At 34.2% G+C, this 13,868-nt stretch carries 15 protein-coding genes; 11 read left to right on the top strand and 4 right to left on the bottom strand.

The window, feature by feature from the left end:
• Positions 1 to 43 precede the first annotated feature (43 nt).
• Together BUA73_RS05075 and BUA73_RS05070 are read left to right on the top strand one after the other, a co-directional pair.
• Positions 44 to 799: a peptidylprolyl isomerase gene (locus BUA73_RS05075; RefSeq protein ID WP_072903072.1), complete on the top strand. Its 756-nt coding sequence runs from the start codon at positions 44 to 46 to the stop codon at positions 797 to 799.
• A 130-nt stretch (positions 800 to 929) separates the two neighbouring features.
• Complete coding sequence (locus BUA73_RS05070; protein ID WP_072903071.1) at positions 930 to 1,469, top strand: TDE2712 family protein; 540 nt, start codon at positions 930 to 932, stop codon at positions 1,467 to 1,469.
• Positions 1,470 to 1,567: 98 nt separating this feature from the next.
• Here the strand turns inward: BUA73_RS05070 and BUA73_RS05065 are convergent, their stop codons facing one another.
• Positions 1,568 to 2,089 (bottom strand): zinc ribbon domain-containing protein, encoded by a 522-nt coding sequence (locus BUA73_RS05065; protein WP_072903070.1) that lies wholly within the window; start codon positions 2,087 to 2,089, stop codon positions 1,568 to 1,570.
• Between the two features lie 161 nt (positions 2,090 to 2,250).
• On the opposite strand from BUA73_RS05065, the gene murI reads away from it, so the two are divergent.
• The 7 genes from murI to BUA73_RS05030 all read left to right on the top strand — a co-directional run bounded on the left by murI (position 2,251) and on the right by BUA73_RS05030 (position 8,616).
• On the top strand, positions 2,251 to 3,018 hold the full coding sequence (gene murI / locus BUA73_RS05060; protein WP_072903069.1) for a glutamate racemase: 768 nt from the start codon (positions 2,251 to 2,253) through the stop codon (positions 3,016 to 3,018).
• 89 nt (positions 3,019 to 3,107) lie between these two features.
• On the top strand, positions 3,108 to 3,524 hold the full coding sequence (locus BUA73_RS05055) for a hypothetical protein (protein ID WP_072903068.1): 417 nt from the start codon (positions 3,108 to 3,110) through the stop codon (positions 3,522 to 3,524).
• Between the two features lie 131 nt (positions 3,525 to 3,655).
• Positions 3,656 to 4,177, top strand: coding sequence for a peptidylprolyl isomerase (locus BUA73_RS05050; protein WP_072903067.1), 522 nt, complete (start codon positions 3,656 to 3,658; stop codon positions 4,175 to 4,177).
• Positions 4,178 to 4,208: 31 nt separating this feature from the next.
• Complete coding sequence (locus BUA73_RS05045) at positions 4,209 to 4,592, top strand: DUF3783 domain-containing protein (RefSeq protein ID WP_072903066.1); 384 nt, start codon at positions 4,209 to 4,211, stop codon at positions 4,590 to 4,592.
• A 34-nt stretch (positions 4,593 to 4,626) separates the two neighbouring features.
• Positions 4,627 to 5,295 (top strand): helix-turn-helix domain-containing protein, encoded by a 669-nt coding sequence (locus BUA73_RS05040; protein ID WP_072903065.1) that lies wholly within the window; start codon positions 4,627 to 4,629, stop codon positions 5,293 to 5,295.
• A gap of 92 nt (positions 5,296 to 5,387) precedes the next feature.
• Positions 5,388 to 7,163: a S8 family peptidase gene (locus tag BUA73_RS05035; protein ID WP_072903064.1), complete on the top strand. Its 1,776-nt coding sequence runs from the start codon at positions 5,388 to 5,390 to the stop codon at positions 7,161 to 7,163.
• A 91-nt stretch (positions 7,164 to 7,254) separates the two neighbouring features.
• Positions 7,255 to 8,616: a peptidoglycan-binding domain-containing protein gene (locus BUA73_RS05030; protein ID WP_072903063.1), complete on the top strand. Its 1,362-nt coding sequence runs from the start codon at positions 7,255 to 7,257 to the stop codon at positions 8,614 to 8,616.
• 56 nt (positions 8,617 to 8,672) lie between these two features.
• On the opposite strand, the gene BUA73_RS05025 is transcribed toward BUA73_RS05030, so the two are convergent.
• Positions 8,673 to 9,575, bottom strand: a complete 903-nt coding sequence (locus BUA73_RS05025) for a radical SAM protein (protein ID WP_072903062.1) — start codon at positions 9,573 to 9,575, stop codon at positions 8,673 to 8,675.
• A 43-nt stretch (positions 9,576 to 9,618) separates the two neighbouring features.
• Positions 9,619 to 10,686, bottom strand: a complete 1,068-nt coding sequence (locus BUA73_RS05020; RefSeq protein WP_072903061.1) for a YkvI family membrane protein — start codon at positions 10,684 to 10,686, stop codon at positions 9,619 to 9,621.
• Positions 10,687 to 10,835: 149 nt separating this feature from the next.
• Here BUA73_RS05020 and mnmL point away from each other — a divergent pair, with 149 nt between their 5' ends.
• On the top strand, positions 10,836 to 11,762 hold the full coding sequence (mnmL, locus tag BUA73_RS05015; RefSeq protein ID WP_072903060.1) for a tRNA modification radical SAM protein MnmL/YtqA: 927 nt from the start codon (positions 10,836 to 10,838) through the stop codon (positions 11,760 to 11,762).
• A 19-nt stretch (positions 11,763 to 11,781) separates the two neighbouring features.
• Positions 11,782 to 12,513: a 2-phosphosulfolactate phosphatase gene (locus tag BUA73_RS05010; protein WP_072903059.1), complete on the top strand. Its 732-nt coding sequence runs from the start codon at positions 11,782 to 11,784 to the stop codon at positions 12,511 to 12,513.
• A gap of 40 nt (positions 12,514 to 12,553) precedes the next feature.
• Here BUA73_RS05010 and BUA73_RS05005 read toward each other — a convergent pair whose 3' ends face one another.
• Positions 12,554 to 13,864, bottom strand: a complete 1,311-nt coding sequence (locus BUA73_RS05005; protein ID WP_072903058.1) for an Ig-like domain-containing protein — start codon at positions 13,862 to 13,864, stop codon at positions 12,554 to 12,556.
• Positions 13,865 to 13,868 lie beyond the last annotated feature (4 nt).

Here is a 13,868-nt window from a genome sequence, read left to right as displayed (position 1 = left end):
ATAATATGGAAAATAAAATACAAAAATAATAGGGAGAATTATTATGAGTGATAAAGTATTGGCAGTTGTAAATGGGACAAATATTACAGAGGCAGATTTGAATTTCATGATGGAAACTTTAAATCCACAGGTAGCAAGACAATTTAATTCAAAAGAAGGAAAGTCAAAACTACTTCAGGAACTTATAAATCAAGAATTATTTTATTGTAATGCTATGGATGAAAAGGTGTATGAAGAGGAAGAATTTAAAGCTGAGTTGGAGAAAATAAAAAGAACGGCGTTGAAACAGTATGCTCTTAGAAAAATGTTAGCTAGTGTTTCTGTTACTATGGAAGAAGCACAAAAGTTCTATGAAGAGCATAAGGAAGCATACAAGGTATCAGAGTCTGTAAGAGCAAGTCATATTCTTATAGCTGAAGAGGATGAAGCTCTTGGAAAGGAAATCATTGAGAGAATAAATAAGGGTGAAGCTTTTGAAGATTTGGCAAAGGAATACTCAAATTGTCCATCTAGTGAAAAAGGTGGAGATCTTGGACAGTTTACAAGAGGACAGATGGTGCCAGAGTTTGACCAGGCAGTCTTTGCTATGAAAGTAGGCGATGTGAGTGGCCTTGTAAAGACCCAGTTTGGACACCATATCATAAAGGTGACAGATAAAAAGGAAGCAGGCATAATGAGTTTTGAAGAAGTTAAAAATCAGGTTATAAATACAGTGCTTTCCATGAAACAACAGGAAACATATTTAAGTAAAAGCCAAGCTCTTGCAGATAAATATCAAGTGGAAATAGTAAACGATTAATTTGTCAATAATTATAGTTATCTTGAATAATTGGAGAAGAGAGTATATAATTTTTTTATACACATTATTTTGCAGAGGTTTTGCCAATGCATATTATTAATTTTATAAAAAATTATATGGAGGAAAAGACATGCTAAAGAGAATAACAGTAAATCTGGAAGCTATAGAAATGATGAATTTCTTCTGGGAGGCGGCAAGTCATAAGGAAAATGTTTCAGAGCAATTTTTTGCTGAGGTCGGTGCTATGCCAGCAATGACTTGCATATACGATGATGAATTCACATCAGAATCAGTAAGAAGAACGTTAAGTGCTATCAAAAATAGAGAGCCATTTTCAGGAACTCAGAAGGAAAAGAGATATTGGAACTATAATATGTGGATTATGGAGGACCTAGAGTATAAAAACTCTATGATTCAACCAGTAAAAAAATTAAATTTCAACCACATAGTAGAAAAACTTCAAGGGTTACCAGGAGCGGATAAGTACGAAGAACTTCAGGTTATTTTCTCACCTATGAATATGGACGAGTATCTTATAAAAGAAAATAAGCTTCTTATAAACTTTTTCATGGTAAGACCGGCAGATATTGAGGGTGGAAATGTAACTCTTCTTGGAAGAAATATGGATGAGTATGTAGAAGAAAAACTTAAGGAACTTTTAAGTAAATAATTCATAAAAAAGCGTTGCAAGATGATTTGAAAGTCATTTTGCAGCGCTTTTTGAACTTTATATTATTGTGACGTTAGATATACTAGCTTTAGGCGGTATTAAAATTTAATATTTTTGTTATCTAATGTGTTCTTTTCTTCTGACACTTCATTATTACTTAAAGTTTCAGGAATAGATGTGGCAATATCAGAAAAATCTTCTTTTGTAAGTTTTGTACCACAGAATGGACAAAAAGAAATGTTGTCTTTAAGTCTGGTATTGCAGTTTGAACATATTACTATGTTTTTCAGTTCTAAAATTTTCTCTTTCATCATGGATATGGACAATTGTCTATCCTTGATTTCGTTGCACAGATTAAGTATCTCGGGATCTGCACATAAAATTCTGTCTAGCTTACTGTATATCTGCTTTCCAATAGCAGTATATAATTTTTCAATTTCTTCATTTTCTTCTGATATACAGGAGTTCAGTTTTGAAATCTCAATAATTCCTCCCGATTTTTTTGCTACGGTACTGGCACCATCTTTAGTAGCTTTTACAACGCTTTCGGCAGCTCCAACGGCCGTATTGGATATTTTACTTACTGTATCAATAAATGTATCTTTATTAAAAATTGACATATTATATTCCTCCAATAAAAAGTTATCAATATAATATATGCTAATATGAGCATATATTATAACAGAAAAAAATATGGTATAATTTACGGAGAGAATATTAGGTTTACCGTGTTTAGTGTAAGGTAAAGGATGCTTAAATTTTAGAAGGGTAGTGGTTTGAAATGGAAAAAAGTATTGGCTTTTTTGATTCAGGTCTTGGTGGACTAAGTGTATTGAGAGAAGCTCTGAAACTTATGCCCAATGAAAACTATATATATTTTGGCGACTCAAAAAATGCGCCCTATGGTTCTAAAACCATAGATGAAATTAGAGAGTTGACGTTCTCTAGTGTGGAGTATCTACTAGGCAAAAATGTTAAGGCTGTGGTAATTGCTTGTAATACAGCTACTAGTGTTGCCATAGAGGAACTTAGAAGAAAATATAGTGACATACCTATTGTGGGTATAGAACCTGCGGTAAAACCAGCGGTTACTATGAATCCGGATGGTAAAATCATAATTATGGCTACTCCTGTGACACTGCAGCAGAGAAAATTTAAATCATTATACGAGCAATATAAATCCGATAGCGAAATAGTGCCTATGCCATGTGCGGAACTTGTTTCTTTCGTTGAAAAAGGGGAAACTTGCGGCTTTGAAATAGAAGAGTACCTGAGAGGAAAGTTTAATCATTACGAAATATCCCATATAGGGGCTGTAGTATTGGGATGCACTCATTTCCCTTTTGTAGAAGAGAGCATAAGGAAAGTAGTGGGGGATAATATTCCTATCATTCATGGAGGATATGGTACAGCGAAAAGGCTGAGGTATCTTCTAGAGGAGAAACATATAATAAATAAAAGTGAACATGAAGGAAAAGTAGAGATATACAATTCTTTAAATAATCCATTTATCTTAGAAATCGCTAGAAAACTTCTTTACGGTTTATAGCGATAAATTTAAGATGAAAACCTTTAACATATTTCGAGCCTTGTGAATACATTACATTATACAACTAATAGAAATAAGGTGATTAAGATATGAAGGTTTTTTTATTTTTAAAGGATAAAGCTACAACAAAAGAGGGGGAAGGTAGGACTCATTACGAGAATAGTGGATCTGAAGATGAGCATAGTGAAGTAAAGACATATAAAATTCCTTCTATGAAAAATGTAGAAATCTGTAATCCTAGTCACAGTTCCTATATATACATTATCCATGATCTTAAGGTATCAAACTGCAAATCCCAGCAGGTAGAAAGTGCATCGTTATATTGCAATAATGCCATGAAGCTTAAGGACATGTATTTTGATAAGGTGAGTAAGGATAAGGATAAATTGGAACTGTTAAAGGACGAGTTTGTCATTATCCTACCAGGAGGCAAGCTTGGAGTAGAATTCAATGAGGAGCTTAAGGATATAAATGGTGAAATAAAGATAGAGAAAAAAAGACTATAAAATAAAACAAAGAGACTGTGAAATACAAGTTTAATAAAACCGCTAGTGTGGTATAATATAAATTAAGCTGGGGTGTGCTAATGTACATTCCAGCTTAACATATACAAACATAGTTAGGAGAAGATTATAATATGGAAAATCCAATAGTAACGATTAAAATGGAAAACGATAAAGTAATTAAAGTAGAGCTATATCCTGAAATAGCTCCAAACACTGTAAAAAATTTTATAAGCCTTGTAAAAAAAGGATTCTACAATGGATTAATATTTCACAGAGTGATTCCTGGATTTATGATTCAAGGAGGGTGTCCGGAAAAATCTGGTGCAGGTGGACCAGGATACTCAATTAAGGGAGAATTCAGTTCTAACGGCTTTACAAATGACTTGAAACATGAGGAAGGGGTTATATCTATGGCAAGATCTATGGACTTTAACTCAGCGGGAAGCCAGTTCTTTATAATGGTGGCAAAGGCTCCTCATCTTGATGGACAGTATGCTGCTTTTGGTAAGGTAACTGAGGGTATTGAGGTGGCAAAGGAAATTGTAAGTGTTGATAGAAACAGAATGGATAGACCAAATGTTGAGCAAGTTATGAAAGAAGTTACTGTAGATACATTTGGAAAAGAATATGATGAACCAGATGTTATAAAATAATTTGGTTTAGTTTTATCTGCGAGGTGATCTTTTGATAAATAAAAAACTCATGGTATATGGATTCCATAAGGAAGAGGAGCAAAATCTTCTACTTATAGGGTATAAATCAAAATCAAAACTTATAAGGGTAAATGAAGGTATGGTTAAGCTACCCTTATTAGATATACTTGAGGGAAAAGAGCTTGAGAGTAAAGAGGTGGGCTGTGATGAATGTTCACTTAATAACAATGAAAAATTTATAGTTTTTCACAACTTTAGTCAAAGAGAACTTAATGAAACTATTTCATTAATAAGAAAGCACAGAGATCTTAGGTGCATATTGGCAGTGACTACAGCTGCTAATTTGGATTGGACCTTTGAACAACTGATGAGTCATCTCGTAGAGGAGAGAGATCAACTGCGAGGCAACAGATAACTAAGGAAATAATCAACGGATTTGGGGTGATTTTATGGATAATAGAATAGGTAAAAAAATAGCTGAAATCAGAAATTCCCAAAAACTAACTCAGAAACAGCTGGCAAAAAAGCTTGGGGTAGCAGAGAATTTTATAAAAGATGTGGAACTTGGCAAAAAAATCATGAATGAGAGTCTTATTGATAAGGTATCTAAGTTATATAATGTGGATTTTCAACAGGGATTAGGTGATGATGACACTGACGAAGTGGATAAAAAGAAATTCAGAGAATCGCCACAAAAGGCTTTAGAGAAAGCGAATGATGTATGGACTAATGCTTTTGGATCTCTTATAAAAAAAGTACCTGTGTACGATTATTCCATGACTAAAGCTCTTGGCAGCATAGATATGCCAGTGGTAGATAATAAGGTAGAGGGATATGGACAGGATAAGGTTATGTTTCTCAAAGTGGAAGAGGATAGCATGCTTAGCATGAGAATTCATTTCGATGACTTGGCATTTTCGCTTATCAATTCAAATATAGAGAATAACGGCATATACTTTATTGAACGTGGAGAGGAAAGAATCATAAGACAAATTAAAGTTTTAGATAGCGAAAAATTGCTACTTGTAAGCCATAAAGGTGCTTTAAGAACGGAAACTGTAAATAAAAAAGAAATTAAAGTGCTAGCAAAATTGTTATGGTTAAAAATAAAACTATAATTTGAAGTGAAAGTTTAAATATTTTGCAACATAGGAACCATAAAAAAGTAATCTCATATAATAATGTGAGATTATTTTTTATTGGAGAAAATATGGCGAGTCCTGGTGGAAATATTGATTTGTTAAAATTCATACCGGAGCATGTGAAATATAAATTATTGAATTTAGATATTACTGGTGAATCAAAGAACGTTGAACTTAGCGTTATTTATAATGGGTCAGCAGAAAGGGTAAGGGAAAGAGTTGCTGAATTGGGTGGCAACTTTATAGATTTGGACTACGGTTTTGGCATAGTAGAATTTCCTATACAAAGCATTAATAATGTATCTCTTATTCCGGAGATAGTATATGTTGAATTGCCTAAGATTTTATATACTACATTTCTTCCTTCCAATCAAGCATCGTGTATTCCACAAGTATGGACTACATATGGATTGACTGGAAAGAATGTTATTGTTGGGGTGATTGATTCTGGTATTGATTATACTCACCCAGCATTTAAAACTGCAGATAATAAGACGAGAATAAAATTCATATATGATATCGGAACAGAAAACATATGGGATGAAAATCAAATAAATGAGGCATTGCAGTCTGAAGATCCATATAGCATCGTACCTCAGAGGGATACTTTAGGCCACGGGACTCATGTTACAGGGATTGCCTGTGCAGGTGGAAATATCGATAGGAAATACTACGGGGTAGCCTATGAGAGCGATATAATAATGGTTAAAATGACAAGAGAGGGAAAGTCAAATTATACTAAAAGCACACAAATAATGAGAGCAATAAAATTTTTAATAGATAAGGGTAGGGACCTTAGGCAGCCTTTGGTTATTAATCTTAGTTTTAGTACAAACGATGGGGCACACGATGGAAATAGTATATTGGAAAGGTATATAGATACTATTGCTAGTTTGGAGCGAGTTAGTATATGTATTGCAGCGGGCAATGAGGGAGAAGCTGGTCACCATGCTAGTGGAATCATTGACACTATTCATTCTGTGGTTTTAAATGTTGGAGCAGAAGAGAAAATCATAACTATCCAGTTGTACAAAGATTTTGTGGACAATTTATCCCTAGAAATCATAAATCCTATGTCCACATCTTCAGGGAAAATAAGGATTTCTAGTGGAAACTATTTTGAGGGGAATCTTGGTACAGGCAAGTATTATATTTATAATTCGGGTCCATCTCCTTTTAATCTTGTAGGTGAGGTTACAATAGTTCTAGATAGTATTAGGGGAAATGTAACTGAGGGATTGTGGAAAATAAATATATACACCAGCGAGGGAAACCTAATTAACCAGTTTGAAATGTGGTTGCCTATAGCTGAAGGGTTGAATCCTAATACAAAGTTTTTTAATCCAGATCCCTACAATACATTGGGAATTCCAGCTACTGTTGGCAATGTGATATCTGTAGGCAGTTATAATTGTCTTACGGACAATATTTCTTCTTTTTCAGGCCGCGGTAAAAGATTAGGAAATCCAAACAAACCGGATATCATTGCACCAGGGGAAAATATAGAGTCGGCTTCTCCTGGAGGCGGATTTACTACATTGTCAGGTACATCAATGGCTGCACCTCAGGTTGCAGGATCGGTAGCACTACTTATGCAGTGGGGTATCGTAGAGGGCAATGATCCATTTTTATATGGTGAAAGGGTTAAATATTATATCGTAAAGGGTGCTTCTAGGGGAAGAAGAGATATATTGTATCCCAATGCAATTTGGGGATATGGGAAATTGTGCCTAAATGGTGCTATGGAAACTTGGATGGCTGAAGGCAATATAAGGCATAAGAATTTTAAAAATAGTATGTTGGTGTATATACCTAAGGACCTTAATTTAAATATTGAAGAATGATTAAGTGTTAAATATGAGGAAATTAATGTAACATTTATTTTTTACACATCATATAATAAAGAGAGTAAATATGTTTAGGAGATAAAAAAATATGGCTTCCACAGGTTTATTACAGGTTAGTCTTTTAAATGCAAATAAAGTTGCTCCTATTGAAGGGGCGAAAGTTAAAATAACAAAAGTTGGGGAAGGCGGAGCTCAAACGCAATCCGCAGAATACACAACGGGTATATCGGGGGAAACAATTAACATAGAGTTACCAACTCCGGATATAGAAAACTCCATGAGGCCCTCTGAAAAGCTTCCTTATTCGCTTTATGATGTGGATATTGAAAACGAGGGATATGTACCGTTAAAAATCAAGGGCGTTCAAGTTATGCCAGAGGAACTAGCTATACAAATGGGGCGAGTAGAGCCAGAACAAAGAGGCTGTAGAAGGCAGGCTGAACAGGTTATAGTGGTAGATCCCAACACTTTGGTGGGAAACTATCCACCCAAAATACCAGAGAATCCTGAAAAGCCCTTGCCACCACCACCTAGTGGTTTTGTGGTTTTGCCTGAGCCGGTGATACCGGAATTGGTTGTAGTACATCAAGGAGGACCCGAAGATGCATCAGCACCAAATTACACTGTTCGCTTTAAGGACTATATAAAAAATGTTGCTTCTTGTGAGATATTTGCAACTTGGCCTGAAAGCACTATAAGAGCTAATGTGTATTGTATATTGTCCTTCACTATAAACAGAATTTATACTGAATGGTATAGAGGAAAAGGCAAGGATTTCGATATAACAAATTCAACAGCGTATGATCATGCATTTAGCTATGGAAGAACTATCTACGAGAGTATAAGCAATGTAGTAGATGATATATTTACGAATTATGTTAAGAGATTTGGTCAAAAGCAACCTCTTCTTACTCAGTATTGTGATGGAGTTAAAGTTCAATGTCCTGGTTGGATGACTCAATGGGGAAGCAAATACTTGGGTGATGAGGGAAAGAGCCCTTATGAAATATTAACTAATTTCTATGGGCGGGATCTTGAGATTGTCGAGGCAAAGAGAGTGGCAGGGATTCCTATGTCCTATCCAGGGTATACATTAGGTATAGGAAGCTCGGGAGAACCCGTGAGAACGGTTCAAAGATTTTTAAATAGAATAGGCGATAACTTCCCTGCTATACCTAAAGTAAGAGTTGATGGTATATATGGTGAGAACACTGCCAACGCTGTAAGGGAATTTCAAAAAATATTTCATTTGCCTATATCGGGAACTGTAAACTATCCAACTTGGTATGCAATTTCAGATATTTATGTAGGTGTTAGTAAGATTGCAGAGCTTAGAAGTGATTATACTAGAAGTGATTATAGGGGAGAAAAAAAGATATTTATTCCTCATAGACCTCATAAAAATGTTTACGATGTTCCGACAACGGAATACTATGACGACATATTTTAAATTCAGTTAAAAAACACCGAATGAAGGTAATAAGATACTATCCATTCGGTGTTTGATTATACGCCTTCTAAATCGAAATCTGGTACAAAAGCTGTGGAGCTTGTGCCACTTTCCTGAATGAAGGCGTTTTTTATGCCTATGCTAAGACAGTAATCAATTAATGCATCGTACATTTCCGGTTTTAGTGGTTTACTTATTTCTGGATAAATTTCAGCATTGTACATGGGTGTGTATTGATTCATAAGGCTGATATACACATTATGTCCATAGGTTTTAAATATATAGTCCATGACCTTTTTTGAGTCGAATAAAAGATGAGGTAGCATTAAATGACGTATTATTACACCCTTTTTTATCATGCCCTTGTCATCAAATTGAACAGAACCTACATTTTTGTACATTTCATCTATAGCCTTGGTGGCTGTCTCAAAGTAAAAAGGAGCTTTTGAATATTTTATGGCATATTTGTCATTGTAATATTTTAAGTCTGGAAGATATACGTCTATGTAATCTTTTAGAAGCTTTATAGTCTCCACACTTTCATAGCCATTGGAGTTATACAGTATAGGCAAGGTGAGTCCATTGTTCTTGGCTATTTTGATAGCTTTTATAATTTGAAACGCATAATGTGTTGGTGTCACTAAGTTTATATTGTTGGCACCTCTTTCTTGTTGCTCTAGAAAAATCTCCGCTAATCTCTCCACAGAGATTTCTTTGCCAAAACCTTTTTGGCTGATATGGTAGTTTTGACAGAAAACACATTTCAAATTACAGTTGGAGAAGAATATTGTTCCAGAGCCTTGTTCTCCGGAAATACAAGGTTCCTCCCACATATGAAGAGAAACCTTAGAGATTTTTAATTTATCCGAAGCATTGCAGAAACCGGTGGATTTAGTTCTATCGGCACTGCACTTGCGAGGGCACATATTGCAATTAGTAAAATAATTATCCGTATTCATGGTCACATAACCTTTCAAATAAATTTGCTTAGTACATTATATACTATTTTTTTCTATGGCGAAAGGAGTATAGAGCACATTGTACGATAAAAATTACACTAAGTGTACCAAAGGCAGGATAAAGAATATTTATAAGATTTTTAAATCCTATTTGGGAGAGTGGAATGGTTACTAGCATAACTAAAAATATTCCCTTTTTATATTTTATATTATATTTTTGCTCTAGAGTTTTTGCTAAACTATATATATCTGAAACCTCTGTGGAGAACATCTCGCAGAAGATTATTATTAGCAAAACCGTTTGGACAATAAAACCAAAGGGCGAAGCAATATAAAGTAGGGGAATTTCATATTTAAAAATATTAGGTATGTTAATTCCCAACATTAAGTTAATCATTAATGAAAGGGCTACTAGACCTACAGAACCTACTATAATTCCAATGTACATGGCTTTTCTACTTTTCATCTCTTTTGTAAGGGGTACTAAAACTCCGCTACAAGAGGTTATGTTAAAACTAGCGTAAAGGACAGCAGAAATAATCCATTGTATAGGCGTTAGCATTGGTTTTACAGGCTTTAATTGTGAAATCGCATTGAAATTTATGTATTTTCCAAAGGCTAATATATACAGTATAAATATAGCTACAATAGTAATGGATAGGCAAGGCACAATAAAAGAGTTTATGAAAATAAGTCCTTTTGTATCCTTTAGTAAAGTGTACACTGTGAGTACAATCATAATAAGCATACCTATGTATTTTGAGATACCCAGGTATTGGTGAATAAGTGCTCCAGAACCAGCTAATATGATAGCAGAGGATGCTACAAAGAAGAAGTTAGTAGTATATTCTGTGACTAGACCGAGAAAACCAGGACTGACTTCTTTGCTAATGTCTCCATAGGAACTGAGTCCTTTGTCCATTGATATTTTTGCGACTAAAGGACATATGGTAATATAGAAAATGAGGCATATTAAAATACCCTTAAATCCGTTAAAACCATAGCTAGTAAAAAATTGAGTTATTTCTTGACCGGAAGCTAATCCAGCCCCCACAATGGTGCCGATAAAAACTACAGCTACTTGAAAAACTTTCTTTATGTTATCCTTCAAAATGAATCCTCCAATATTTATTTTTATCAATGGTATATGATATTTATATAAAATGTAAAATATGAATGAGAAAAACAAGTTATTGCGAAAATGTAGTATAATATATGTGTATAAAATTAAAAGTAGTGGATAAGGTGTGATTAAGATAGATGATGACAAACTGGGATGGTAAAAGATATCATAGTTTAAATTACTTTTTGCGTCATAAATTCAATGAAAAAGTATTTAAAATCTCCTTAGATGCTGGGTTTAGTTGCCCTAATAGGGATGGAACTATAGGCCATAGTGGCTGTATATTCTGCAGTGCTAGAGGGTCCGGGGACTTTGCTGGTGATAAAAGATTTTCTATTGGCAGGCAATTTGAAGATATTAAAGAGATGATGAATAAGAAGTGGAAGGATGGAAAGTACATTGCTTATTTTCAGGCATATACTAATACGTATGCTCCTGTAGAGGTATTGCGTAAAAAGTATGACGAGGGTATAGAACAGGATGGGGTAGTGGCTCTTGCCATTGCAACTAGACCGGATTGTCTTCAAGAAGACGTGCTGGCTCTTCTGAATGATTACAATAAAAGGTTGTACACTTGGGTAGAGTTGGGTCTTCAAACTACCAATGAAACCACTGCGGAAATAATAAATCGTGGGTACAAGTTGCAGGTATTTGAAGAAGCAGTACATAACCTTAGAGCTAAAAATATAGATGTAGTTGTTCACGTAATATTAGGTCTTCCGGGAGAAACAAAAGAGGATATGCTAAAAACTGTAGAATACCTTTCACGTATGGATATACAAGGCATAAAACTTCATCTTCTTCATTTAATGGAGGATACGCCTTTAGTGGATTTGTACCAAAAAGGTGGACTAAAATTCATGGAACAAGAGGAATACATAGATCTTATATGTAAGTGCATAGCTATATTGCCACAGTCAGTGGTTGTACATAGACTTACGGGGGATGCACCTAGAAAAACTCTCATTGGGCCTATGTGGAGTTTGAAAAAGTGGGAAGTACTCAATTCTATTGATAAACGATTAGAGGAATTAGATTTATACCAGGGGAAGTTTTACAAATAAGCGAAAGGAAGTTAGTACAATGAAGATTGACATAGTTATTTCAAAAAAGTACATTGATGGAGAGTATCTTAAAAATAAAACTGCGGTGGTTATTGACATGCTGAGAGCTACTTCTGTTATGGTAACAGCATTGAAAAATGGAGCCAAGAGCGTCATCCCTGTGGTAGAGGTAGATCAGGCTTTTCAAAGGACGAAACAGAGGGATCTTAAAAATGAAAGCAAGGATACCGGAGAATATATTTTAGGTGGAGAAAGGAAAGCATTGAAAATTCATGGATTCCATTGTAGCAACTCTCCACTGGAATACACGGAAGATGTGGTAAAGGGTAAGACTGTAATAATGACAACTAGTAATGGTACCGCTGCTATAAATAGGAGCCTAACTGCAGAGCATATAATAATCGGTGCTATGATCAATGGACGTGCCGTAGCTGAGAAATGTCTTGGTTTAAATAAGGATGTGGTCATAATAAATTCTGGCACCAATGATGAATTCTCTATGGATGATTTTATTTGTGGTGGATATATAATACATGAGATGATGAAGAATATGAAAGATTTACAACTTACGGATATAGCTATGACAGCTCTTGATTTATACAATGCACATCCTCACATTGACAGTTGTATTTCCCGGGCAAAACATTACGGTATACTAAAAAACTTGGGACTTGAAGAAGATTTAAAATACTGCATGCAAAAGAGCATAACCGATGTGGTACCATGTGTTCAAGGTGAATATGTTTGTTAAAGAAAAAGTCGTGATTTTTTTATCACGGCTTTTTTTGAAGTTAATAGAGCTGGTTTTCAAGTTCAGCTAGTTTATTATCTCTAGCATGGATTCTAGTATTAAATTCTGATAAAAATTCATTATATTTTTCATCTACGTTAATTCCAAGTGAATTTTTTAATGTAGTAATTCTATCGGTGACTTCAATAATCTTGTAAAGTGCTTGTGAGCGCTCACCTTCATAAGTGTCACGAGTATAGGTTATTTCTTCTTGAGTAGAACAAGCACTATTTTCATATAGAATCAATTTTGCATCAGCATCGCTGATTAAAATATCAAGTTCTTTGTTATAAAGTCTAGTATCCATAGCGATGATTCTAGCATTCATATTGTCATATTTTTCCTGCAAATGGCTAGCAATTTCAATATTAAGCGAATCAGTCATTTGGGTAATGAGTTCCTGGATACTTAACAGTTCCAGTAGTGTATTGTTTCTCAAACCTTCATAGCTATCTCTAATTTGTTGTATTTCTTCAATTGTTTGAGGATCACAGGTTTCATACTCATTGAGGAGGACGTTTTCATTATCTAAATGTAGTTCCAATTCTTTATTGTAGAGTTTTTTATCTATAGAGAGAATTTTTGTTGCAAGTTCATTTCGTTGAGCAATTAAATAGTTCTTCATTTCGAAATCTTCCATGCTAGAAACTTCACTTATTAGGTCTTCTAATTTTATTAATTCATTTAATGCAAGAGTTCTTTTTCCTGTTTCAGAAGTTTTGATATATGATATCCTTTCGAGAGAGGACATATCACAAGATTCATATTCTAAAGTTCTTTCTTTACATGAATTTACTGTATAAATTATCTCATTCTCATAATACTGTTTTTTATTTTCACTAGAGGGATCAAGTATATTAATAGTTAAAGTCACAGTAAATCCTTTATACAATATTATTAAATTTGTTGAACCTGATGAAATAGCAGATATATTTCCTAAATTATCTACACTAATAATGTTTTTATTACTAGAAGTATAAGAAATATCTTTATCGATATTTTGGATTTGTCCATTATCAAATTTAGCGGTGCAGTGCAGTGTATAATACTGACCTACATTTAAATTTAATGTACTTCCAGATATTCCAGTGTCCAATGAAATTATTTTTGGCTCTTGAGCGATAACAGTTTTCTTTGTTGAAAGTATATTGCCGCATGGATCATATGAGTAATTTATACTGTTACCATTGTCAAATGTAACAGTAATTAACCTATTAAGTTCGTCATAGTGATAGGTATCAGCATATGTATATCGTTGAAAGATAAAAATAAAAGACATACACATAAATAAAAAGAATATTTTTTTATTCAAAATT

The organism is Hathewaya proteolytica DSM 3090 (assembly GCF_900142225.1).
Classification (GTDB): Bacteria; Bacillota; Clostridia; order Clostridiales; family Clostridiaceae; genus Hathewaya; species Hathewaya proteolytica.
Note: the sequence above shows the minus strand (reverse complement) of the source record. Positions and strands in the feature narration are given on the sequence as shown.

Bases quoted from the DNA above. Each gene is read 5' to 3' on its own strand.
- murI (WP_072903069.1), top strand. From the start codon at position 2,251: ATGGAAAAAAGTATTGGCTTTTTTGATTCAGGTCTTGGTGGACTAAGT.
- mnmL (WP_072903060.1), top strand. From the start codon at position 10,836: ATGATGACAAACTGGGATGGTAAAAGATATCATAGTTTAAATTACTTT.
- BUA73_RS05050 (WP_072903067.1), top strand. From the start codon at position 3,656: ATGGAAAATCCAATAGTAACGATTAAAATGGAAAACGATAAAGTAATT.
- BUA73_RS05040 (WP_072903065.1), top strand. From the start codon at position 4,627: ATGGATAATAGAATAGGTAAAAAAATAGCTGAAATCAGAAATTCCCAA.
- BUA73_RS05070 (WP_072903071.1), top strand. From the start codon at position 930: ATGCTAAAGAGAATAACAGTAAATCTGGAAGCTATAGAAATGATGAAT.
- BUA73_RS05055 (WP_072903068.1), top strand. From the start codon at position 3,108: ATGAAGGTTTTTTTATTTTTAAAGGATAAAGCTACAACAAAAGAGGGG.
- BUA73_RS05010 (WP_072903059.1), top strand. From the start codon at position 11,782: ATGAAGATTGACATAGTTATTTCAAAAAAGTACATTGATGGAGAGTAT.
- BUA73_RS05030 (WP_072903063.1), top strand. From the start codon at position 7,255: ATGGCTTCCACAGGTTTATTACAGGTTAGTCTTTTAAATGCAAATAAA.
- BUA73_RS05035 (WP_072903064.1), top strand. From the start codon at position 5,388: ATGGCGAGTCCTGGTGGAAATATTGATTTGTTAAAATTCATACCGGAG.
- BUA73_RS05065 (WP_072903070.1), bottom strand. From the start codon at position 2,089: ATGTCAATTTTTAATAAAGATACATTTATTGATACAGTAAGTAAAATA.
- BUA73_RS05075 (WP_072903072.1), top strand. From the start codon at position 44: ATGAGTGATAAAGTATTGGCAGTTGTAAATGGGACAAATATTACAGAG.
- BUA73_RS05025 (WP_072903062.1), bottom strand. From the start codon at position 9,575: ATGAATACGGATAATTATTTTACTAATTGCAATATGTGCCCTCGCAAG.